The organism is Streptomyces sp. Tu 2975, from assembly GCF_009832925.1.
In the GTDB taxonomy this organism is placed as follows: domain Bacteria; phylum Actinomycetota; class Actinomycetes; order Streptomycetales; family Streptomycetaceae; genus Streptomyces.
Genome location: NZ_CP047140.1, coordinates 4,721,499 through 4,744,628, shown reverse-complemented (window position 1 = coordinate 4,744,628; position 23,130 = coordinate 4,721,499). Strand labels below are relative to the sequence as shown.

Below are 23,130 nucleotides of genomic sequence, written 5' to 3'. Positions count from 1 at the left end.
CCCGCCGCTACGCACCCGCCTCGACGGGCTGTGCCTCCTGCGAGACCTGCGTGATCCAGGGCGCCTTGTAGGTCCCGAGCTCCAGCTTCGCGTCGTCCCAGGCGCCGTAGCGGGGGTTCACATCGATGTCGAGGTCCTTGGCGGCGGCGGTGAAGGCCTCGTTCAGCTTCTGCTGGCCCTCGGGGCTGTTCGCCGCGCCGATCGCGGTGGCGATCTTGCCGACCAGAATGTCGCGGCGCACCGCGTTCTCGACCTGGTCGGGGGCGACGCCGCGCTGCTGGAGATACATGGCGGCGAGCTGCTCCTCACCGCCGGACTGCTCCACCAGCTCGTTACGCCCGTCCTGGATCTCCTTGCGGCTGACGCTCACCCCGGCGTCCTCCGCCGCCTTCGCGACCACCCGGTCGACGATCAGGTCGTACAACTTGGCCCGGCCGAGCTGCCCGCTGTCCTTGATCAGCTGCGCGGACTGCGGCGAGGCCTGCTGCGCGTCGCGGACGTCCTGGACCTTGGCCTGGACGGTGGACATCTCGATCCGCTGCCCGCCGACGACGGCGGCGGTCCCGGGCTGCGCGTCGGTGCCGCAGGCGGCGAGGAGCGGCGCGGCGGCGATGAGCGCGGCGGAGACGGTGAGCGCGGTGCGACGACGGCGGTGCAAAGGGGCCTCCCGGCTTGATTGTGCTTCGGTGCACAAGGCCTTGCGGTGATCGATGTTAGGCACTGGGAGTGGCGTGGGCCACTGATTCGCCAAACGATTCGGCGGGAGCCCGGGATGCGGGCGGCACTCCCCCGCCTCCCACGGGGCACCTGTCCTCCTCCCCCGACGCTCATCCGGCGTTCACCTTCCGCTCACGCCGGCGTCAGAGGCCGCTCCACCGGCCGCCCGTACCCTCGCCCGGTGACCACGCTCTCTGTCATCGTCCCCTGCTACAACGTCTCCGCGTACATGGCCGATACGGTGGCCGGCCTGGTGAACAACGCCCGGGACGACTTCGAGTTCGTCTTCGTCGAGGACCGCTCGACGGACGACACCTTCGAAGCCCTCACCGCGCTCACCCGGCGCCTGCCGAACAGCGCTGTCGTCCGCCATGAGGAGAACCGGGGACTCGCGTCGGCGCGCAACACCGGCATCGACCGGGCCGACGGCCGCCTGATCACCTTCCTCGACGGCGACGACTGGCTCGGGCCGGGTCATCTGGCGGCTCTCGTCGACGCGATCGACCGGCTCGGCGTGGACTTCGTCCGCACCGACCATGTGCAGGTGACCGGCTCTCAGCGGACCCTCCAGCGGGCCCCGGAAGGACGGCGGGACACCCCGCTGGAGCCGCGCTCGTCGATCCTGCCGGTCGGCGAATCGAGCATGGTCGACTACCCGTACGCCTGGGCCGGTGTCTACGACGCCTCCCTCCTCGACCGGGGCATGCTGCGGTTCACGGACGGACTGCGCACCGCGGAGGACCGGCCCTGGATCTGGCAACTGCACCGGAACGCCGACTCCTACGCGGTGACCTCCCTGCATCAGATCTTCTACCGCCGGGGCGTCGCGAGCTCGCTCACGCAGATCGGCGACGTGCGGCAGCTGGACTTCCTGAAGGCGTTCGACCAGGTACTGGCCGAGCTCGCCGACGACCCGGAGGCGGACCTCCTGATGCCGAAGGCGATCCGCGGCTACTGCGTCGTCATCGCGCATCAGCTCCGCGACCGGCAGCGCTTCAGCCGTTCCGTCGCGCGTGAGCTCAAGGCCCTCACCAGCGGGGCCCTGCGACGCATTCCGGGTGCGGAGCTGGAGCGGGCACTCGCCGGGCTCGACGACGAACGGCGCACCATCATCAGAAAGGCCGCCGCATGACCGTCCAGATCTTCTGCGCCGCCACCCAGTACGCGGCGGCCACCGTCACGGCAGCGATCCGCTCCGGCATGTTCGGTCCGCGGTCGGAGCACCGCCGGATCCTGGTGGTCAGTGACACCTCGGCCGTTCCCGAGTTGGGTACACCGCTGGACCGGATGTCCGGTTTCGAGGCGCTGCGCCCCGAGTTCGACGAGGTGCGCTCCTGGAACGCGACGATCCGCCCGCACCACCCGGCCGGCTGGTCCCCGCGGGCCCAGGACGTCCTGCTGTGGGAGAGGAGCCTGCGGCTCGCCTGGGGACTGGGCGACGACAAGGTCGAGATCGCCTGCGAGTCCATCCAGGCCAACCCGTCCCGGGCCGTCGCGGCGATCTTCGCGGACAGTCCGCTCCATGTGTACGCGGACGGGCTGATGAGCTACGGGCCCACCCGCAACCGGATCCCGCTCCCGATGAGCAGCCGCATCAGCCGGCTGATCCATCTCGACCTGGTGCCGGGCCTGCGGCCGATGCTGCTGTCCGAGTACGGCGTCGAGCCGGTCGCCGTACCCGACGCGGAGTTCCGTGCCGTGCTCGGCGAGGTCGGTTCGGCCGCGGAGACCGGCCCGGAGCGTCCCACGGCGCTGCTGCTCGGCCAGTACCTCTCCTCACTGGAGCTGATCAGCCGGGACGAGGAGGAGGAACTGCACCTCGGCATGATCCGCGGGGCCGCGGCCCTAGGGCACCGCGTCATCACCTTCAAGCCGCACCCCAGCGCCCCCGCGGACTCCACGCGCGCCCTGGAGGAGCTCGGGGCCGAGCTCGGCCTCGATCTGCACATCCTGCGGAGGCCCGTGCTCGCGGAGACGCTCTACGAACGGGCCCGCCCGGAACTGGTCGTGGGGTGCTTCTCCACCGCGATGATCACGGCTGCGGCCTTCTACGGCATCCCCGCCGCCCGGGTCGGCACCGAACTGCTGCTGGAGCGCATCGCCCCCTACCAGAACAGCAACCGCGTCCCGCTGACCATCGTCGACGCCCTCGTCCCCGACCTGAACGACACCGGACGGGCGGGCAGGCCGGTGGACCTCACCGCCGATGTCGGCGGCCTGGTGCGCGCGGTCGGGTACTGCATGCAGTCTCCGTCCCACCCGGGGCTGCGGGACGAGGCGGTGTCCTTCCTCTCCGCGCTGCCCGAGGAGAGGCTGACCCGCTACTTCAAGCGGCGCAGGCTGACCGGCCTGGGCCTGCCGGGGGCCACGCCTCCCGTCCGGGGCGAGGCGCTGCGCCGGAACCCGGTGCTGCGCAAAGTGGCGCGCCGGATGCGCTGAGCCGCCCGAACGGTACATGTCCGTGCCCCCGCCTGTCCTGGACCGGCGGGGGCACGGACATGTGCGGCGCTCGTCAGCGGACGGTGACCTGCTCCGGTTCCGCCTCCGGCCGGACCGGTGAGCGGTCAGGGCCGAGCATGATGAACCGCGACAGGACGAACGTCAGCGGGATGGCCGCGGCCGCCGCGAGCAGCGGCGCATACGTGCTGCCGAAGTGCAGCACGTCGACGAGCAGGTACACCCCGCTGGTCGTCACCACGAAGTTCGCCGCGTTGGTGAGCGGGAACAACAGGAACTTCCGCCACGTCGGCCGGGTGCGGTACGTGAAGTACGAGGTCAGGAAGAACGACCCCACCATGGACAGCAGAAAGGCGACGACGTGGGCCGCCACGTACGGCAGGACCGTGAGCAGGGCCAGGTACAGGCCGTAGTACGTCCCGGTGTTCACCAGCCCGACCAGGCCGAACCTGACGATCTGGCCCCGTACCGTCATTTCCCTACCAGTTCCCCCGCGCGCCTGTTCCCGTCACTGTCCCCTCGGCCGTCCTCCTGTCGGGGAAGGCCGGCGTTGGTCGCCTTCACCAGGAAGTGCGGCCGCCGCTTCACCTCGTAGTAGATGCGCCCGACGTACTCGCCGACCACACCCAGCATCAGCATCTGCACACCGGCGAGCGCGATGACCGCCACGAGCAGGGTGACATATCCAGGGGTGTCCACGCCGTTCGCCAGGGCGACACCGACGATCCAGGCGGCATACACCATCGCTACGGCCAGCAGCAGCATTCCCAGATAGATCGCGGCCCGCAACGGTTTGTTGTTGAAGGACAGCAGCCCGTCGAGACCGTAGTTGAGGAGCTTTCCGAAGCTCCATTTGGAGCGGCCCTGCTCCCGCACCGCATTCTCGTACTCGAAGGTCGTCGTACGGAATCCGACCCAGGCGAAAATGCCCTTGGAGAAACGGTTGTACTCGGTCAGCTCCAGAACCGCGTCGACGGTGCGCCGTGACAGCAGCCGGAAATCACCGACACCGTCCACGAGTTGCACGTCGACCAGCCGGTTGATCAGCCAGTAGTAGGCGCGCGCCGTGACCGTGCGGGAGACCCGGTCGCCCTTGCGGGTGCGCTTGGCGATGACCTGGTCGAAGCCCTCCTCGTACAGCTGGAGCATGCGCCGCACCAGCTCCGGCGGATGCTGGAGGTCGGCGTCCATGATGACGACCGCGTCCCCCTCGGCGTGTCGGAGGCCGGCGAGCATCGCCGCCTCCTTGCCGAAGTTGCGGCTGAAGGAGACGTAACGGGTACGGGAGTCGGCCCCGGCGATCTCCTGGAGAAGATCGAGCGTCCGGTCCTGGCTTCCGTCGTCCACATAGACCAGCTCGAATTCCTGCTCGAGCAGGTCCAGTTCGGCGGTCACATGGCCATGGAAGCGGCCGATGATCTCCTCTTCGTTGAAGCACGGGACAACTATCGAGATCAGCACCAGATAACAACATCCGCCCTGAATGTCACAGACGGGTTCGTGACATGGCGTACAGGCGACCTTTCGGTGAACTGAGCTCGCCCCAGGGTGATTTCCCGATCACTGCTGGCATATTCGACACATCATGTGGACTCTGCCCCCCGCGCGCGGCCGTGCTGCCGCTCTCGCCGCGCTCATCACCGCCGGCACCGTGTGCGCCGGCGACGCCGTCGCCCGCAGCTTCCCCTTCGGGCCGCACACCCGCAGCGTGAACGACCTCGGCAACCAGTTCGTCCCGTTCCACACCCGGCTGTGGGACCTGCTGCACGGACGGGCCGACGGCGGAGTGCTGCTCAACTGGCAGTCCGGGTACGGCACCAGCTTCCTGCCCGACCTCGGCACCTACCTGGCGAGCCCGTTCTCCGTGCTCGTCGGACTGTTCCCCCGTGACGAGATCGACCTGGCCGTCTACGTCGTCACCCTCGTCAAGATGGCGGCGGCAGCGGCGGCCATGACCTGGCTGCTCACGGCGCTCCATCGGGGCACGGACCGGCGATGGGCGGCCGCGGTCCTCGGCGCCTCGTACGCCCTGTGCGGCTGGTCGGTCGTCGAGGCCTCGTACAACCCGATGTGGCTGGACGGGCTTATCGCCTTCCCGTTGCTGTGTCTCGTCGCCGAATGGGCCCGCAGGAACAGGCGGCCCTTGCTGGGTCCCGTGATCGTCGCACTGGCGTGGACCGCGAACTTCTACACCGCCTACATGGCGACCCTGGGCGCCGCACTGGTCCTCCTCGTGCGGCTGCTCCTGCAGGAGCGGGAGCGCCGGGAGCGGATACGGGCCCTGCTCCGCGCGGTGCGGACCGTGCTGCTCGGCACAGCGCTCGCGGCGCCCGTGCTCGTCCCCGTCTTCCTCGGCACCCGGCACGCCTATCCCGGATGGAAGCGGGAGTTCGCGGCGGCTTCCTGGGCGGACATGTCCGCTCGGCTGCTGCCGGCCACCTACAGCTTCTTCACCCCGGCGCTCTTCCTCGGCACGGGCGCGGTGCTGCTGGCCTGCGCGCTGGCCTTCCACCGCGCGGTACCCGGACGCGAACGGCTGGCCTGGGCCGGGCTGGTGGCGGCGGTGGCGCTCTCGCTGCAATGGGCCCCCACGCATCTGCTGTGGCACGCCTTCGCGACGCCCAACGGCAGCCCGTACCGGCAGACCTTCGTTCTCGCCGGTGTGATCGTCATCGCGGCGTGGACCACCGTCGCCCGCGCCTGGCCCGGCCGGCGTGCCCTGATCGGCGGTGGTGCCGTGCTCCTCGCGATCACCGCCGCCGCGTCGTGGAGTCCCCTGGTCACCCGATGGACGTACCCGCTGTTCGCCGCCGGGCTGCTCGCGGTCGTGGGCGGGCTGCTGCTCGCCCGGCGCGGCGGGCGGACGGCACCGCTCGCCGCCGTGCTGCTGATCGGCGCCCTGGCCGGCCAGGCCGCGGCAACCACCGCCTACGCGGACCGGCAGCGCCTGAACCGCCTCGACGACTACGCGCCCTGGGGAACGCGCCAGCAGGTGCAGGCGGACGCTGTCCGGGAGGCCGAGGGCTGGCCTCGCTACCGCACGGACCCCGGCCGCGAGCAGACCACCGCGAACGACCCGATGGCCGTCGGCGGCCAGGGCGCCGCCTACTACAGCAGCCACACGCCCGACGTGCTGACGCGCACGTTCCTCGCCCTCGGCAGCGGCTGGACCTCGGGCGGCCGGGCGATGCACAGCCTCGACAACCCCGTCACCGACGCGGTCTTCTCCGTCGGCGCCCGTGTGCACGCGCCCCGCGACCCGCACCAGGGCTGGACCAGGCCCGACGACAGGCCCACGACGGTGACCCGGCAGGAGGTGCCGCCGCTGGTGACCGTGCGGCCGGTCCTTCCGGACGGCCTGCGCCTCGGCCGCTCCCCGTACCGGAACCAGGAGAAGCTGCTCGGTTCGGCCGTCTACACGGTCCCCACGACGCGGCTGCGCACCGAGGCGGGTGCGACCGTCCCCGACCAGGACCGCTTCGACCACCGGCTGGCACCCGGCCGCTACACCCTGACGGCCCGCTGCCCCGCCGGCAGCGAGGTCTTCCTGTGGGCTCCGGACCTGTTCGGCACGGCCCGTGCCGGGGCGGGCGACCTCGTCGACTTCCGCGGTGAACTCCCGGGCCGGCGCGCCCCGATGGCCGGCCTCGGACGGACCGGAGACGGGCAGGTGACCGTGTCGCTGCGCGCCGCCCGGGCCGGGACCCTGCCCCACGAGGCGCTCGGCTGTCTCGACCGGCAACGGCTGTCGGCCGCGGTGGAGCGGCTGCGGAGCACCGGCGCGGTGTCCGTCGATGTCGGCGACAGCGGGGTCCGCGCCGAACTGCCCGCCGGTCCGGGCGGGACGGCCGTGCTCGCCGCGCCCCGGATCGCGGGCTGGAGCTGCGGGGGCAGGCCGGCGGACTCGTACCTGGGCCTGGTGGCGACCCCCGTGCCCGCCGGACAGACGTCCGTGGAGTGCGCCTTCCGGCCACCGGGGCTGCGCGCGGGCACGTTCGCGGCGTTGGCCGGTCTGATCGGGGTGATCGCCGTCGGCCCCGGCCGCCCGATGCTTTCCCGCGCGCGTCGCCGGGGGGACACCAAGACTTCATCTGCCTAGCACTGGAGCTTGGTGGGCCCCGGGGGTTGTCACGCGTACGTTCCCGGGCATGCCCATTCTCCGCAACCGTCTGACGAAGCGCGCTCTGCGTCCCGCCCTCACCCTGCTCGAACAGCGCGTGAGACGTGGCGTGCAGCCCGACCTCGACACCTTGCGGCGGGAGGTGGCCGAGATGCGGCGGCAGCAGTACGCGGTCGGGTTGCTGCTAGACGGCACGGGCAGAGGAGCGCACCGCATCCCGCCCGCCGCGGAGATCGACCGGCTGGTGCGCGAGGTGGGGGACGTCAGCGACCGCGGTGAGCACGCCCGGCGCAGTGTCGTCGTCGCGTTCCGCACGGTGGTCGCGCTGGAGGCGCTCGGGTGGGGCGGCTGGCGGGTTCCACGTCCAACATCTGCGGCAAGCTCGCGACCGTTCCGCTGCTCTCGCCGCCGAACGGCAACATCCTCGAGATCGGCACCCTTTACGGGCTGTTCGCCTCCGCCCTGGTGCGCATGGTGCACCGGGCGGGCATCGAGCCCGACCTGACGATCGTCGACCCGCTGGCCGGCTCACAGCTCCAGCCGGGGACCTCGCAGCCCGCCGACCCGACCGGCACCCCGGTGCGCGAGGACGTCGTACGCGCCAACCTGGCGCTGGGAGGCAGCCGTTCCGCCCTCCAGGCCCGCATCCAGCAGGGCTTCTCGTCCGACCCGGAGGTCCGGGAGGTCGTCTCCGACCGGGAGTACGGGGTGATCGTCGTGGACGGCGACCACTCCATGGAGGGTGTCGCCGCCGACCTCGAATGGGTCGAGAAGATCATCGCCCCGGGAGGCATCGTGGTGCTCGACGACTACGGCGACAAGGCCTGGCCCGGTGTCCAGGAGGCGCTGGACAAGCACCTGGCCGGCGGCACGTCCCGGCTGCGGATGCTCGGGAGGGTGTCCACCTCGGCGTTCCTGCGGGCGGACTGAGCCGGCACCGGGCCCGGAACCCTGTCCGGCCCCGCCCGTCAGCCCATCCGGAACTGCTGCTGGCGCTCCAGCGCCCGCCGCACCTCCGCCGGGAGGGGATGGTAGGGGCCGTACGCGCGCTCCGCGTCGTACAGCAGCGACCGGAACTGCTGCTGCGCCGCCGTGTGGTCGCCCACCGCGAGCAGCAGATGGCCGATGCGATGGCGCACCTGGAGCGCGCGGTCCGGCTCCGAGCTCTCGTAGTACGGCAGGACCGCGCGGTACTCGGCCACCGCGGCGGCCGCCTCGCCGAGCTGCTCCAGGCAGTGGGCCGCGTCGTAGCGGTACTGCAGCGTCTGGGCGTCCGACGGGCCGGCCTCCGCCGTCCTGTCGTCGGCGAGGCGGCGCAGCTCGGGCAGGGCCCGGCGGTACTGGCCGTCGTCCATCAGGGTCGCCGCGTACTGCTTGCGGAGGATGCGGACGACGGGTGAGTGCTCGCCGTGCTCGGCCGCCGCTGCCGGCAGGATGCCGCCGAGGATGTCGACGGCCTGGGTGATGCTGCCCTCGCCGAGGAGACGCTTGACCTCGTCGACCGCGCCCGCGACATCGGGCCTCGGCGCGGGCGCCACCGGCGGCGCGGCGGGGGCCGACGCGACACCCGCCCGGTCGGGCCAGGGGGCGTGCGGGCGCAGGAACGGCTGCGTCGGGTCGAGCGGCCCACGGGGCTCGCCGCGCTGCGGCAGCAGTGGAACCAGCGCCTCGTACACCTCCTGCGCCCCGGAAGGGCGGTGCTGCGGGTCCTTGGCGAGAAGGCGCAGCACGAGGGCCTCCAGCGGCTCGGGGACCTCCGGGCGCAGCTGCCGGACCGGCAGCGGCGGCTCGTGGAGGTGCCGGTGCAGCACGCCGAGGGCCGTGGAGCCGGCGAAGGGGACGTTGCCGCTGAGGAGTTCGTGCAGCAGGACGCCCAGCGCGTACAGGTCCGTGTACGGGCCGACGGCGCCGCCCATCGCCTGCTCCGGGGCCATGTAGGCGGGGCTGCCGATGGGCGAGCCGGTGTGGGTGAGCCGGGTGGTGTCCGTGTCGATGACGGAGGCCACGCCGAGGTCGAGGACGGTGAGCGTGCCGTCGGGCTTCACCATCACATTGCGGGGCTTGAGGTCGCGGTGGACGATCGGCACGGCGTGCACCGCGCCGAGCACCGCGCACAGCTGCGCGGCGACGCCGACGGCCCACTCCCACGGATACGGGTCGTGCTCCGCGAGGTGGTCGGCGAGGTCGGCGCCCTCGACGTACTGCATCACGAGGTACAGGTCGTCGCCGTCGCTGCCGGCGTCGTGGACGGTGACCAGGCCGGGGTGGCACACCTGGGCCGTCACCCGGCACTCGCGCACGAAACGCCGGCGCATCTCGTCGGCGGCGGTCGCCGCGGCCATGTGGTCGGGGCGCAGCAGTTTGACGGCGACGCGGCGGTCGAGACGCCCGTCGTAGGCCGTCCACACCTGGCCCATGCCGCCCTGGCCGACGAGCGCGGACAGTTCGTAACGGCCACCGACGACCCGTCCGTTCACTTGCCCTCTTCCTTGCGGAGCAGGTCGCTGAGTTCGTCGAGCTCGGCGCGGACCTGGTCGATACGGGGCGTGGCCGCTCCGGTCCCCGCCGCCGGCCGTCCCCCGGCAGCGGGCGGGAACACGGGTGGCGGCGTGGACGGGGACGTGGGCGGCGTCACAGGTGCGGCGGGCGCCGCCGGCGCGGGCGGGTAGCCGTACGCCGGGGCTGGGACGGCGGGCGCGCCCGTCGCCGGCGGGTAGCCGTACGCCGGGGCCGACGGCTGCGCCCCGTAGGGCCCGGGGCGCGCACCCGCGACCGGCGGGCCGTAGGGCGAGCCGGCGACGGCGGGCGACCAGCCGGGGCGCGGCTCCTGGTAGTGCCGTATCTCGGCGACCAGATAGTGCGTCGGCACCCCGATGGCGAGGCCGAACAGCACGCCCAGGCAGACGAAGTCGAGCGCCGTGGGGTCCTCTTCGGCGACGGGCGCCGTGCCCGTGGTGCTGAACTCGCCGATGACCACGAAGACCACGACGGTGAGGGCCAGCGAAAGCCAGAACAGCACCCAGTCCGAACCGCGCCGGCGCACCACGGCGAGCCGGAGCATCGCCGCCCAGGCGAGGAATCCGATACTCAGCAGCGCGAGCGCGACGAAGACGATGCGCAGGACCACGAGCACCGCTGTCGCTGGGCGCGTGGGCTGCGGCGGCGCATAGCCGTGGCCGTGCATTCTTGTGCTCCTGATGCCTGGGGACGAGGCGTAGGGGACCGAGCGTATACACCGACACCGACAAGGGGTTACGGGTTGTACGGAACGGCCGTCCTCTTCGTCACTCCGGCCGGAGGCTGCCGTCCGTCAATCCGTCGTACATGCCCTGGACGAGCCGCTCGCCGAGGCGGCCCGCGAGGCGGAGCGCCTCCTCGAACTCGGCGAGCGTGCGGAACCGCTCCCCGTAGCGCCGCTGCTCGGCGAGCGGGAGGCGCGGGAGTTGGAGGCGGCGGACGTCGAGGCGGGTCGCGGTGGAGGCGTAGCTGCTGGCCTGTCGCTGGTTGGCGCTGCCGCGCAGGAAGCCCGCGAGGAACCAGGGGTCGAGCGTGTCCGGGTCGGGGCGCAGCAGTTGGAGGTTGCGGCCGAGGGCCGCGCCCGCGGTGGCCTCGTCGACGACGCGGACGATCGTGCCGGCGCCGAGCACGGGAACGACGACATCGCCCTCCTCGACGCGCACCGGCTCCTCGTCCGGCCGGTCGGGAAGGGTGCCTGTGGGGGCCTTGCCCGACAGGACGTCCTGCTCGGTGAGGACGGGCACGTCCTCACCGGGGGCGCCGCCGCCGGTGCCTCCGGCCTGCATGACGAGTGCGCCGGCCCGCGCCAGCTCGCCCACGGTGGTGGCCGGCCGGTGGACGGGCGCGGCGGCCGGCGACGCCGCGGGGGACGGCGGCGGCGTGAGCTCACCGGTACGGCGCAGAATCCGGGTCAGCCGTTCGCGTACGGCGTCCAGTCCGGCGGCGCCGCCACCGGCGGCCGGGGGCGGCAGATGGCGGGCCGGGGCCAGGTCCACGTCGTCGTCGAGCAGTTCGATGACCGGGACGCACCGGCTCACGCCGGGGGTCTCCGGCACGGATCCCTGCCGTTCGAACGGCTGCCAGGCATCGAGCACCGCTGCGCGGATGGCCTGCCAGTCGAGCCGGTCGCGGCCCGCCGCTGCCGGCTCCGCCGTGGCGGTGTCGACCAGAAGCAGTTCCGGTGCCGGGCGTTCCGCGGGGCCGGGCCTGCGCAGCACCCACAGGTGGAGGGGATGCCGTACGGGGGCGCCGCCCCGGCCGGGAGCGCGACGACGGCCCGCAGCGCGCCGCGGCGCAGCAGCCCGGCGCGGACCCGGCGCCCGGACCGGCGGGAGGCTGCGGCCGGGGGCATCAGCAGTACGGCGGTGCCGCCGGGGCGCAGCCGGGCGAGCGCGTGCTGCACCCAGGCCAGTTCGGACTCCGTGCGGGCGGGCAGGCCGTACTCCCAGCGCGGGTCGTAGGCCAGTTCGTCGTGGCCCCAGTTGCGTTCGTTGAACGGCGGATGACACAGGACGGCGTCCGCGGCGAGCTCCGGGAACGCGTCCGCGCGCAGCGCGTCGCCGGCCGCTGCCCGCACGTCGGCGTCCGTGTGCAGGGCGAGACGCAGGGCGGTGAGCGCGGCCAGGTCCGGGTCGGCCTCCTGCGCGTGGAGCGCGGCGGGGCGGTCGACGGCGCGTAGGAGGGTGCCGGTGCCGGAGGCGGGGTCGAGGACGGTCCCGCAGACCCGATCAACGCGGCCATCAGCGCGGCCGGTTCGGCCGGCGTGAGCGTGTACTGGCGGGGGTTGGCGTCGAGATGCCTACCGAGCAGGAACTCGAAGGCCTGGCGGGCACCGGTCTCCGCGGCGAGCGCGGCGGCGCCGCGCAGTAGCGGCACGGAGGGCGCGAGCTCGTCGGGGAGCGGTGTCCGTACGGCCCGCGGGGCGCCGAAGCGGAACGTCAGCACCTCCTCGAGCGCGCCGGGCAGCACCGCCGCCAGGCGGGTGTCGGAGACGGCGCCGAGGGCGGGCCAGCCGGAGGGCCGGTGATGGACGAGGAGGAGTGCGCAGCCGGCGTGGACCAGGGCGGTGACGGCTCCGGCCGGGTGGGCGGACAGCTGCTGCCAGACCCGTTCACGGAGAGGCACCTCGGCCAGTTTCCCCTGGTCACGGAGCCAGCGTTCGACGTCGGCGAGGGCAAAGGAAGGGCTGGTCTCCGTCCCTCCGACGGGCTTGGGGAAATCGGCGTGCCGGCGGCGCCAGTTGCTCACGGCGGCACGGCCGACGCCGGCGAGCCTGGCGATCTCGGCCGCGGTCACCTCTGCCGCGGTCACCTCTGCGGCGGTCGCCTCTGCGGCCGTCCCGTCGGCTGCGGTCACCTCTGCTGCGTTGTCCGGCACCCGGCTGTCTCCCCCGTCACAGTTCCGCTTGCTGTGTCCGGCACTGTACTCGGGTTCACGGTCACAGGGCGCTTCACAGGAAATGTTTGAAGAGCGGAACACTTTCTTGTTGACTCGGTTCACAGGCTCTGCTGTTATTGACCCATGCAGAACGGGCCACGGAAGATCGGGCCCGCCACAAACAATGGGGGGGACCCATGTCGCAGTACACCCAGCCGCAGCCGGGCCAGTTCGCAGCGCCCGGTTCGCCGCGCAACGGCCTCGGTACGGCCGCCCTGGTGCTCGGGATCATCGGCCTCGTCTTCGCGATCGTCCCGTTCCTCTTCTGGATCGGCACCATCCTCTGCCTGATCGCGCTGATCCTGGGCATCGTCGGCCGGGGTCGCGCCAAGCGCGGCGAGGCCACGAACAAGGGTGTCGCTCTCGCCGGCACCGTGCTGGGCCTGATCGGAATCATCGTCAGCGTGATCATCGGAATCGTCACGGTGATGGCCGTGGACGACGCGGTCGACGAGATCAACAAGGCCGTCGAGAACACCGCACCCAAGGACACGACCGCCGGTGGCACCGACGGTGCGGCGGATGGTGAGGCGCCGGCCGAGGGCAAGTCCCTCGCCGCGGACGAGACCTCCGTGTACGACGACGACGTGCAGGTCACCGTCTCCGCGCCCAAGCCGTACACGCCCGGCGAGTTCGCGATCGGCCACACCAAGGGCAACAAGGCCTACCAGGTCACGATCACCATCGAGAACGCCGGCAAGGAGAAGTTCGACACGAGCCTCGTCACCGCCGACGCCCGCGCCGGCAAGGACGGTGTGACCGCCGAGCAGATCTTCGACGACAAGGCGGGCACCGGCTTCGAGGGCACGATCCTGCCCGGCAAGAAGGCAACCGTCACGTTCGCCTTCGACGCCCCCGCCGACGCGAAGAACCTGACGGTCGAGGTCTCCCCGGGCTTCGACTACGACGCCTCGCAGTGGGAGCTGACGCTCTGACACCCGCGGCAGACGCGGCACGGACGAGCAGCCGGGGGCGGCCCGCCGAAAAGGCGGGCCGCTCCTGGCTTCTGCCGTCCCGGCCAAGGGCTGCCGGTACGTTCAGGTCATGGGATCCATCCGAGCGGACATCCACCACTCCCCCTCGACCTGGCGACAGGACTGCCCTGCGCCGGCCTCTGCACAACGCGGTGCGCTCGTCGCGGAGACCGCGAAGCGCGTACTCGCCCTGGGGGACGGCCGCCTCCTCGTCGGCATCGACGGCCTGACCGCTGCAGGGAAGACGAGCTTCGGTCATGAACTGGCCGAGTTCGTCGCCGCCTCGGGCCGCCCCGTGCTCCGGGCGACACTCGACGACTTCAAGAACCCGTGGCGGGACCGTCATCTGTACGACCGGGAGACGGGCGAGGGCTACTACCGCCACGCCTACGACTACGCGTCGGCACGGCGGCTGCTGCTCGACCCCTGCCGGTCACCGGACGCGGTGTCCTGCGCCCTGTGCGCCATCGATCCGCTGACACAGGTCGACCACTCCGGCGAGCGGGCGCCGCTGACCCTCGACTCGATACTGATGGTGGACGGCGTCTTCGCCTTCCGGCCCGAGATCGACGGCTACTGGGACTTCCGCATCTGGTTGCACGTGGACGAAGAGCTGTCCGTGCGCCGGGGCGGCGAACGCGACCAGGACTGGGCCGGAACAGAAGCAGAATCGATCCACCGGAACCGGTACCTGGTGGCAGAGCGCATCTATCTGGACGAGGCCGACCCGCTGTCGCGGACGGACGTCGTCATCGACAACTCGGACTTCGAGGCCCCGTACGTCGTCGCGTCGTCCTGAGGCGGGGAGGATCGCACCCCGCCCGGGCGACGGGAGAGCGGGAGCCGCCCGGCCGGGCGGCTCCCGCATCAGCCTCTCCTACACCTGGTGGCGTACCCACACATTGGGCTCGACGTACACCGCGTAACCGCGTTCCGCCTCGCAGTGCACGGGCACCAGCGCGCCCGGGACCTCGACCTGGCCCGTGGTGTCGAACGGGAGCCCCGTCCACTTGCGCCACTGCTCCAGCGATCCGGTGACCGTCATCGACGTCGGGGCCACCTTCTCGATGACGCCGCCGGCCCGGACGTGGACGCGCAGCCACGGGTCGTGCGGGAGCCCGTCCGCCTCACGGGTGCGGTACGCGTACTCGCTCATCAGCACCGACGGCTCGGCGCTCTTGGCGCTCGGCCGCACCGGCGCGATCAGATCCCCGAAGCCCCGGCGGCGCGCATTGTCCCGCATCGCCGCGAGGAGCCGGCCCGATATGCCCTGACCCTGCTTCTCCTTGGCGACCGTGATCTCGATGGCGCTCATCGTGTCCGGCTTCCGGCCGTGCCGCAGGTCCGAGAAGGCCCACAGCATCACCTGGTCCCAGCCGCCCGCCGGGAGTTCCCTGCGCCCGTCGACATCCATCGCCACCGGCACGCTGAACGCCCGCCCGACGACCTTGCCTTCGGCGTCGGTCGCGACGAGCACGTATTCGGGCAGTTCGCCGACGATGCGACCGATGTAGGCCCAGCCGACGGGGTCGTTGACGACGAACTCCGCCCAGGTGTCGATCATCTGCCACATGGGGCCCTGCAGTTCCGGCCGCTCGGCCAGTGTCGTGATCTCAAGATCCATGGCGCAAGGCTAACGACGCCCGCGCCCGGCCCCCAGTGGTTAAACGAGCGTCGCCGTTCCGCCCTGTCGCCGCCCCGGAGCCGTCGGGGTCATCCGCCGCACTGGGCGAGCATGATCCGCTTGTCGGCGCTGGTCACCGGCAGCTCGTACTTGACCGCGACCTGCGCGAAGCGCACCGCGTAGGAGCAGCGGACGGGCTTGCTGGGCGGCAGCCAGGAGGCGGGGCCCGAGTCGCTCTTGGCACTGTTGGCGCGGCCTTCGACCGGCAGCAGGTTCAGCGGGTCGTTGGCCAGTCGGCGCCGCTTGGCCTCGTCCCAGCGGGCGGCGCCCATCTGCCAGCTGTACGACAACGGAACGACATGGTCTATCTGCACCTCGGCGGCGTCCTGCTTGCGCCACTCGATGGTCCTGCCGGTGTACGGGTCGCGGACGGTCATCGCCACGACGACGCAGTCGGAGCCCTCACGGAAGGCCAGTTCCTTCCCGTCGCGGGCGAGGAGGTCGTTCCTCGTGTCACAGCCGTTCCTGGCCAGAGGCACCCCGTCGGCGGTGTCCATCCAGGCGTAGCCGTACTCGTCCCGGTCGTAACCGGTCCTCGGGCCGCGTCCCTTGGTGGTCACCTCGCCGATCAGCTCGCGGGCGGCCGCCCGCTCCTCCTCGGTGACGAGGGCGGCGAGACCCGGCTCCGTGCCGCGCGGGTTGGCGAGCGGGCTCGTGCCACCGGCGGCCGGTGCGCCCTGCGAAGGACCGCCACCGCCCTCGGTGCCGCCCCCGTCGACGCCGATGCCGTCGCAACCGGTGAGCAACATCCCCGCGAGCAGCGCTGCTGACGCTCCCCGCCCGACCACCCGACGTCTGTTCACCGTCCGTACGGTACTGCCGTCCTCAGACCTTGCCGATACCGAGGGTGTTCTGCATGGGGAGCAGCCCGGTGCCGAGCATCGCGACCCAGTACGCGCCGAGCAGTTCGGACAGGCGGTCCGTGTCGTCCGGGCCGAGCGCGGCCCAAGGGGCGGCTGCCATCTCGTCCGTACACCGCTCGACGTCGGCGCGCAGTTCACGGCCGGCGGCGCTCGCCGCGCCGTCGGCGTCCAGCAGGCCACGCCGGGCGAGCCGTTCGCGCGCGGCCGTCCACTCCGTCTCGCTCCAGCCGCGGCTCGCGAACGTCTCGACAGGGGCCGCCCCGACGGCGGCGAAGGAGACGAGCGCCTCGACGGGGTCGAGCCCGGCCGACAGGAGCGCAGCGATGTGGCCGTCCCCGCGGTGCTCGCGCAGCAGGGTGGCCGCCTGCCACAGGACGACATGCGGTTCGTCCGCCCAGTCCAGCGCCGCGTGGGCGGCGGCGAGCGGGCGCCCCGCGGGGTCGGCGTTCTCGGCGGCACGACGGGCGAGGGCGGCTGCCTCCGCCAGCTCCTTCGACGCGACCGCTTCCCCGAGCACGTCCCGGTACGTGCGGTCGGCGGCGCGCAGCCTGGCGGCGATCACGGCCTTCGGCGCGGCCACCCGCCAAGCGGCCGGTACGTGTTCGCGCACCATCGCCGGGCTGAAGCTGTAGAACGCCGAGCCGACCTGCACCGCCCCGGCCTCTCCGAGCGGCGCGGCCCGCCAGGCGAAGTAGCTGGGCCAGCGCTCGTCGGTCCGGTAGCCGAGTGCGGCGGCCTCCTCGAAGGCCTGCGGCGAGTAATAGAGCACGGCGTGCAGTGGTTCGAGCAGATGCCACATCTGCCGTACGCGTCCGAGTTCGTCGGTCATGTCCGCCTCCCGGTCTGGTGCGTGGGGTGGTGCAGCCATCGTCACGAGCACCGATCTAGTCAGTGACCAGATTGCGCTTCGCCCGTGAACTTGTCAATGGCAAGATGCGGCGTAGCCTGACGTCATGAGCACGAGCCGCACGTACCACCACGGCGATCTACGGCAGGCGGTCATGTCCGCGGCCCTCGACGTCATCAGCTCGGAAGGCCCCTCCGCCCTGAGCCTGCGGGATCTGGCGCGCCGCGCGGGCGTCTCGCACGCGGCCCCCTCGCACCACTTCAGGGACCGGGCCGGCCTGCTGACGGCCATCGCCACGGAGGGCTACGACCTGCTGGCCGACGCCCTTGCGACGGCCCCCGGTCTGCGGGAGCGGGGGTTGCGTACGTCCGGTTCGCGATCACCCACCCTGCCCACTTCCAGGTCATGTTCCAGCCCGACCTGCACCGCGGCGACGACCCCCGGCTGACGGCGGCCAAGGAGCGCGCCGCGGCCGAGCTCAGCGCGGGCGTGGCATCCCTGGTTCCGGCCTCCGCCCCCGCCTCGGCCCCGGATCCGCACGCCGCCAGGATCGCGGCGTGGTCCCTGGCCCACGGCTTCGCGACCCTGTTCCTGACCCACAACCTGGACGACCCGGCGGGCGACCGGGACCCCGCCGAGGTCTTCCGTTCCCTCGCCGGCCTGCTGTTCGCGTCCACCGATTCTCAAGTGGCCCGGGAATAGCGGGAGTCGGCAGCCGCTTGATCCCTGCGCGTGCACGCACTCATCAGGACGGGTACCGGCAAGGAACAAGGGGCGGAACACATGGCTTCCACGAACTCCCTACGGCGCACGGGCATTGCCCTGCTGGCCGCGACCACTCTCGTCGCGCTGCCGGTCACCGGCACGGAGGGACTGACCGGGACCTCTCGAGCCGAGGCGGCACAGGGCGGCGGCGCGTGGCGGGGCGGCTGGGCCGCCTCACCACAGGCACCGACCGAGCCTTTCGGCCCGAACTGGTCCGAGCAGGGCTTCGTCGACCACACGGTCCGGCAGGTGGTGCGAGTGAGCGCCGGCGGCACGAAGGCCCGGATCGAGCTGTCCAACCGGTACGGGAAGAGACCCCTGAGGATCACCGGCGCGACGGTCGCACTCACCGACGACGGCGCGTCCGTGAAGGCCGGTTCGGTACGTCGGCTGTCCTTCGGCCACGACGGCTCCGTGACCGTTCCGGCCGGGGGCAAGGTCTACAGCGACGGCGTACCTTTCGCGGTCAAGGCCCTGCAGTCGGTGACCGTCACGCTGTACCTGGCGGAGCCGACCGGACCGGCGAGCTTCCACTCGTTCGCCTCCGCCACCAGCTACCGGGCGAGCGGCGACCACCGCTCCGACCGGGACGGGACGGCGTTCAAGGAGACCAGCGCCTCCTGGTTCTTCCTCTCCGGAGTCGAGGTGAGCGGCGGGAGCGCGGCCCGCCGGGACGGCATCGTCACTTTCGGCGACTCCATCACCGATGGTGTCGGCTCCGGCCTGAACGCCGACAACCGCTACCCGGACGAGCTGGCCGAGCGCTTCGCCGCCGCCGGAAAGCCGCGCAGCGTCCTCAACCACGGCATCGGCGGCAACCAGGTCACCAACGACACGGTCTGGGCCGGGGAGAAGGGCATCACCCGTTTCAAGCTCGACGCGCTGAGCGAGCCGAACGTCGGCACGGTCGTCGTCCTCGAGGGCATCAACGACATCGGCGGCAGCGACTGGGAGGGCTTCCCCGGCGGGCCGACGCCCGAGGTGTCGGTCGACCGGCTGATCGAGGGGCACCGCTCACTGATCCGCCAGGCGCACGCCAGGGGCATCAGGGTGATCGGCGCGACGCTGACGCCGGTCAAGGGGTCCTCGTACTACACCCCGGTCAACGAGGCCAAGCGCGAGGCGTTCAACCACTGGATCCGCACGTCCGGCGAGTACGACGCCGTGGTCGACTTCGACCGCGCGCTGGCCGACCCCGCCGACCCGGACCGCATCCTCCCGGCTTACGACTCGGGCGACCATCTCCACCCGGGCGACGCGGGCTACCGCGCGATGGCTCAGGCGCTCGACCTCGACGAGTTCTGACCGGGTCCACCGGCCGGCCGGCCGTGTCCCCGCCCGGGCACGGCCGGTGCCGTGTCCGGGCAGGGGCACCGGCCCATGGGCCGGTGCCGTCTCCGCTACGAGCCGAGGATCGTCGTCAGGAACTCGCCGGTCCACGCCAGCAGTTCGCGGCCCACCACCGGCTTGCCGCCGATCTTGCCGCTCGTCGGCCGCGGCACCAGGATCTGGTGGACGGCCGGCTTGATGACCGTGCGCGGATGGAGCCGCTTGAGGCGCAGTTCCTGGGACTCTCGCAACTCCACCGGCGCGAAGCGGATGTTGGAGCCCTGGAGCACGATCTCGCCGACGCCGCACGCACGGGCGAGCATCCGCAGACCGGCGACCAGCAGGAGGTTCTCCACCGGCTCCGGCAGCTTGCCGTAGCGGTCGGTGAGTTCCTCGCGGACCGCCTTGATGTCCTCCTCCGTGTTCGCGGAGGCGATCGCCCGGTACGCCTGGAGCCGCAGCCGCTCACCGGGGGCGTAGTCGTGCGGGACGTGCGCGTCGACGGGGAGCTCGATCTTGACCTCGAGCGGGGGCTCCTCCTCCACGCCGCCCTCCAGCGAGGCACGGTAATCGGCGACCGCCTCGCCGACCATGCGGACGTACAGGTCGAAGCCGACGCCGGCGATGTGACCCGACTGTTCACCGCCGAGCAGGTTGCCGGCGCCGCGGATCTCGAGGTCCTTCATCGCGACGTACATGCCCGCGCCCATCTCGGTGTGCTGGGCGATCGTGGCGAGACGCTCGTGCGCGGTCTCCGTGAGCGGCTTCTCCGGCGGGTAGAGGAAGTAGGCGTACCCCCGCTCCCGGCTCCGGCCGACACGGCCGCGCAGCTGGTGCAGCTGTGAGAGACCGAAGTTGTCTCCGCGCTCCACGATCAGGGTGTTGGCGTTGGCGATGTCGATACCGGACTCGACGATCGTCGTGGAGACCAGCACGTCGAACTTCTTCTCCCAGAAGTCCACGACGACCTGCTCCAGCGCCGACTCCGACATCTGGCCGTGCGCGGTGGCGATGCGCGCCTCGGGGATGATCTCGCGCAGCCGGGCCGCGGCCCGGTCGATCGACTCGACGCGGTTGTGGATGTAGAAGACCTGGCCCTCGCGCAGCAGTTCACGCCGCACGGCGGCGCCGATCTGCTTCTCCTCGTACGGGCCGACGAAGGTCAGCACCGGGTGCCGCTCCTCCGGCGGGGTGGTGATCGTCGACATCTCGCGGATGCCGGTCACCGCCATCTCCAGCGTGCGGGGATGGGGGTGGCGGACATGGTCAGGACGTCCACGTCGGCCCGCAGCTTCTTCAGCTGTTCCTTGTGCTCGACGCCGAAGCGCTGCTCCTCGTCGACGATGACGAGGCCCAGGTCCTTGAACTTGGTCTCGGAGGAGAAGAGGCGGTGGGTGCCGATCACGATGTCGACGGAGCCGTCCCGCAGCCCCTCGAGCGTCGCCTTCGCGTCGGCGTCCGACTGGAAACGCGACAGCGCCCGGGTGACCACGGGGAACTGCGAGTACCGCTCGGAGAAGGTGCCGAAGTGCTGCTGGACGAGGAGTGTGGTGGGGACGAGGACGGCGACCTGCTTGCCGTCCTGGACCGCCTTGAAGGCCGCCCTGACCGCGATCTCCGTCTTGCCGTAGCCGACGTCGCCGCAGATCAGCCGGTCCATCGGGACCGTCTTCTCCATGTCCTCCTTGACCTCGGCGATCGTGGAGAGCTGGTCGGGGGTCTCGACGTAGGGAAAGGCGTCCTCCAGCTCCCGCTGCCACGGCGTGTCCGGGCCGAAGGCATGGCCGGGGCGGCCATCCGCGCCGAGTACAGCTTGATCAGGTCCGCGGCGATCTCCTTGACCGCCTTCTTCGCGCGCGCCTTGGTCTTCGTCCAGTCCGCGCCGCCGAGCCGGTGCAGCGTCGGGGCCTCACCGCCCACGTACTTGGTGACCTGCTCCAGCTGGTCGGTGGGGATGTAGAGGCGGTCGCCGGGCTGGCCGCGCTTGGCGGGGGCGTACTCGACGAGCAGGTACTCGCGGGTCGCGCCCTGGACCGTGCGCTGCACCATCTCCAGGTAGCGGCCCACGCCGTGCTGCTCGTGGACGATGTAGTCGCCGGCCTCGAGGGTCAGCGGGTCGATCGTCTTGCGGCGCCTGGTCGGCATCCGCTGGCCGTCCTTGCCGGCCGCCTTCTGGCCGGTCAGGTCGGTCTCGGTGAGGACCGCCAGCTTGAGTCCCGGGTCGATGAAGCCGTAGTCGATGGAACCGCAGGCGACGTGGACGACCGACGGTGTGATCTCGGCCAGGTCGCCGTCGAGCCGTGCCGCGATGCCTTCACCGCCCAGCACCTCCACCGTGCGGGAGGCCGGGCCGTGCGCCTCCGTCACGAACACGGTGCGCCAGCCGTCGGCCAGCCAGCCCTTGGTGTCGGCGAGCGCCCGGGCGGTGTCACCGCGGTACGTGTCCGGGGCGTGCATGCCGAGCTTGACCGTGTCGTCCTCCAGGTCGGAGGCGTCCGCGGCGAACGGGGACACGGACCACCACATCATCCCCAGCTCGCGCGCCCGGTCCCGGACGTCCGCGATGCCCCACAGCGAGGCCGCGCCGACGTCGATCGGGGCCTCTCCGCCGCCCGCGGTGGCGGCCCAGGACGCCTGGAGGAACTCCTGCGACGTCGCCACGAGGTCCGCCGCCCGTGTCCGCACCCGCTCCGGGTCGCACACGACGGCCATCGAGCCCTCGGGCAGCACGTCCAGCAGCAGCTCCATGTCGTCGACGAGGACCGGCGCGAGGGATTCCATGCCCTCCACGGCGATGCCCTCGGCGATCTTGCCGAGCAGCTCGCCCAGCTCGGGGTGGGCCTCCGCCAGGGCGGCGGCCCGCCGCCGCACCTCGGCGGTCAGCAGCAGCTCGCGGCAGGGCGGGGCCCACAGTCCGTGCTCCGCGACCTCCAGGGAGCGCTGGTCGGCCACCTTGAAGTAACGGATCTCCTCGACGTCGTCGCCCCAGAACTCCACCCGAAGGGGTGCTCCTCGGTCGGCGGGAAGACGTCCAGGATGCCGCCGCGCACGGCGAACTCGCCGCGCTTCTCGACCAGTTCCACCCGCGCATAGGCGGCCGCGGCGAGCCCTTCCACGACCTCGTTCAGATCGGCCTGCTGTCCGGTGCGCAGCGCCACGGGCTCCAGGTCGCCCAGCCCTTTGACCTGCGGCTGGAGCACGGACCGTACGGGCGCGACCACGACCTGCACGGGCCCCGCCGCCGGATCGTCGGACGAGGGGTGGGCCAGGCGTCGCAGCACGGCGAGGCGGCGGCCGACGGTGTCGGAGCGGGGCGAGAGCCGCTCGTGCGGCAGCGTCTCCCACGCCGGGTACTCGACGACGCCCTCGCCCGGCAGCAGCGACCGCAGCGCGGCGGCCAGGTCCTCGGCCTCACGGCCGGTGGCGGTGACGGCCAGCACGGTGCGGCCGGCGTCGCGGGCCAGGGCGGCCACGGCGAAGGGCCGCGCCGCGGGCGGCCCCACCAGGTCCACGTGCTTACGGCGGCCGTCGCCGGCCGCCTTGACCGCATCGGCGAGCGCCGGGTCACGTACGACGGCATCGAGCAGACCGTGCAGGCTCATGAAGGGGTTCCGTCCAGGGGAGCAAGGGGGTGGACAACGCGATGCGCCCGACACGTCGTACGGGCCGGGGGTCTCCAGACTACGTCCTGCCGATGTCACTCGCGCGAAGCGAAAAGATTCCCTCCGGCGCCCGGGCTCCCGACGGCCGAACGCCGCCGGCGGCCGGGCTCCCGACGGCCGGACGCCGCCGGCGGCCGGCGCTCCCGGCGGCCCCGGCAGCGTGGCGCTCCCGGCAGCACCACGGCCCCGGGCGTCCTTGACGGACACCCGGGGCCGTTCGGAGTGCGGGTGGGACCGGACCCCCGTACCGGGCCCACC

The 23,130-nt window shown here is 72.0% G+C and carries 14 protein-coding genes and 4 pseudogenes; 8 read left to right on the top strand and 10 right to left on the bottom strand.

Features of this window, described 5'->3' with window-relative positions; translation table 11 throughout:
• Positions 1-7 precede the first annotated feature (7 nt).
• Complete coding sequence (locus GLX30_RS21055; protein ID WP_159691250.1) at positions 8-658, bottom strand: SurA N-terminal domain-containing protein; 651 nt, start codon at positions 656-658, stop codon at positions 8-10.
• A 240-nt stretch (positions 659-898) separates the two neighbouring features.
• Between GLX30_RS21055 and GLX30_RS21050 the strand changes: the two genes are divergently transcribed.
• Positions 899-1,849: a glycosyltransferase family 2 protein gene (locus GLX30_RS21050; RefSeq protein ID WP_159691247.1), complete on the top strand. Its 951-nt coding sequence runs from the start codon at positions 899-901 to the stop codon at positions 1,847-1,849.
• A complete protein-coding gene (locus GLX30_RS21045; protein ID WP_159691244.1) occupies positions 1,846-3,156 on the top strand; it encodes a polysialyltransferase family glycosyltransferase in 1,311 nt (436 codons plus the stop codon). The genes GLX30_RS21050 and GLX30_RS21045 overlap by 4 nt, the downstream gene beginning before the upstream one ends.
• 73 nt (positions 3,157-3,229) lie before the next feature.
• Here GLX30_RS21045 and GLX30_RS21040 read toward each other — a convergent pair whose 3' ends face one another.
• A complete protein-coding gene (locus GLX30_RS21040) occupies positions 3,230-3,649 on the bottom strand; it encodes a GtrA family protein (protein WP_159691241.1) in 420 nt (139 codons plus the stop codon).
• Entirely contained in the window at positions 3,646-4,635 is a 990-nt protein-coding gene (locus GLX30_RS21035; RefSeq protein WP_159691238.1) for a glycosyltransferase family 2 protein, read from the bottom strand. The genes GLX30_RS21040 and GLX30_RS21035 overlap by 4 nt, the downstream gene beginning before the upstream one ends.
• A 124-nt stretch (positions 4,636-4,759) precedes the next feature.
• On the opposite strand from GLX30_RS21035, the gene GLX30_RS21030 reads away from it, so the two are divergent.
• Positions 4,760-7,273: a YfhO family protein gene (locus GLX30_RS21030; protein ID WP_159691235.1), complete on the top strand. Its 2,514-nt coding sequence runs from the start codon at positions 4,760-4,762 to the stop codon at positions 7,271-7,273.
• A 49-nt stretch (positions 7,274-7,322) separates the two neighbouring features.
• Positions 7,323-8,224 (top strand): annotated as a pseudogene (locus tag GLX30_RS21025) (class I SAM-dependent methyltransferase).
• Between the two features lie 38 nt (positions 8,225-8,262).
• Here the strand turns inward: GLX30_RS21025 and GLX30_RS21020 are convergent.
• The 3 genes and pseudogenes from GLX30_RS21020 to GLX30_RS21010 form a co-directional block, all read right to left on the bottom strand.
• The gene (locus GLX30_RS21020; RefSeq protein WP_159691232.1) at positions 8,263-9,771 is read right to left on the bottom strand and encodes a serine/threonine-protein kinase; all 1,509 of its coding nucleotides are present in this window, start codon (positions 9,769-9,771) and stop codon (positions 8,263-8,265) included.
• Positions 9,768-10,478 (bottom strand): hypothetical protein, encoded by a 711-nt coding sequence (locus GLX30_RS21015; RefSeq protein WP_159691229.1) that lies wholly within the window; start codon positions 10,476-10,478, stop codon positions 9,768-9,770. The genes GLX30_RS21020 and GLX30_RS21015 overlap by 4 nt, the downstream gene beginning before the upstream one ends.
• 100 nt (positions 10,479-10,578) lie before the next feature.
• Positions 10,579-12,607: pseudogene (locus tag GLX30_RS21010) on the bottom strand (N-6 DNA methylase).
• Positions 12,608-12,885: 278 nt separating this feature from the next.
• Here GLX30_RS21010 and GLX30_RS21005 point away from each other — a divergent pair.
• Positions 12,886-13,683 carry a DUF4190 domain-containing protein gene (locus GLX30_RS21005; RefSeq protein ID WP_159691226.1) on the top strand — a complete coding sequence of 266 codons (798 nt, stop codon included), beginning with the start codon at positions 12,886-12,888 and terminating at the stop codon, positions 13,681-13,683.
• Positions 13,684-13,792: 109 nt separating this feature from the next.
• Positions 13,793-14,521: a uridine kinase gene (locus GLX30_RS21000; protein ID WP_159691223.1), complete on the top strand. Its 729-nt coding sequence runs from the start codon at positions 13,793-13,795 to the stop codon at positions 14,519-14,521.
• A 78-nt stretch (positions 14,522-14,599) separates the two neighbouring features.
• Here GLX30_RS21000 and GLX30_RS20995 read toward each other — a convergent pair whose 3' ends face one another.
• The 3 genes from GLX30_RS20995 to GLX30_RS20985 form a co-directional block, all read right to left on the bottom strand.
• Positions 14,600-15,346, bottom strand: a complete 747-nt coding sequence (locus tag GLX30_RS20995) for an N-acetyltransferase (protein ID WP_159691220.1) — start codon at positions 15,344-15,346, stop codon at positions 14,600-14,602.
• 89 nt (positions 15,347-15,435) lie between these two features.
• Positions 15,436-16,209: an HNH endonuclease family protein gene (locus GLX30_RS20990; RefSeq protein WP_244258233.1), complete on the bottom strand. Its 774-nt coding sequence runs from the start codon at positions 16,207-16,209 to the stop codon at positions 15,436-15,438.
• Positions 16,210-16,231: 22 nt separating this feature from the next.
• Positions 16,232-17,098 carry a hypothetical protein gene (locus GLX30_RS20985; RefSeq protein ID WP_159691217.1) on the bottom strand — a complete coding sequence of 289 codons (867 nt, stop codon included), beginning with the start codon at positions 17,096-17,098 and terminating at the stop codon, positions 16,232-16,234.
• 124 nt (positions 17,099-17,222) lie between these two features.
• Between GLX30_RS20985 and GLX30_RS20980 the strand changes: the two are divergent.
• Positions 17,223-17,818: pseudogene (locus GLX30_RS20980) on the top strand (TetR/AcrR family transcriptional regulator).
• An 81-nt stretch (positions 17,819-17,899) separates the two neighbouring features.
• On the top strand, positions 17,900-19,186 hold the full coding sequence (locus tag GLX30_RS20975; RefSeq protein ID WP_159691214.1) for an SGNH/GDSL hydrolase family protein: 1,287 nt from the start codon (positions 17,900-17,902) through the stop codon (positions 19,184-19,186).
• A 95-nt stretch (positions 19,187-19,281) separates the two neighbouring features.
• Here GLX30_RS20975 and mfd read toward each other — a convergent pair.
• Positions 19,282-22,812: pseudogene (gene mfd, locus GLX30_RS35915) on the bottom strand (transcription-repair coupling factor).
• Positions 22,813-23,130: the final 318 nt, after the last annotated feature.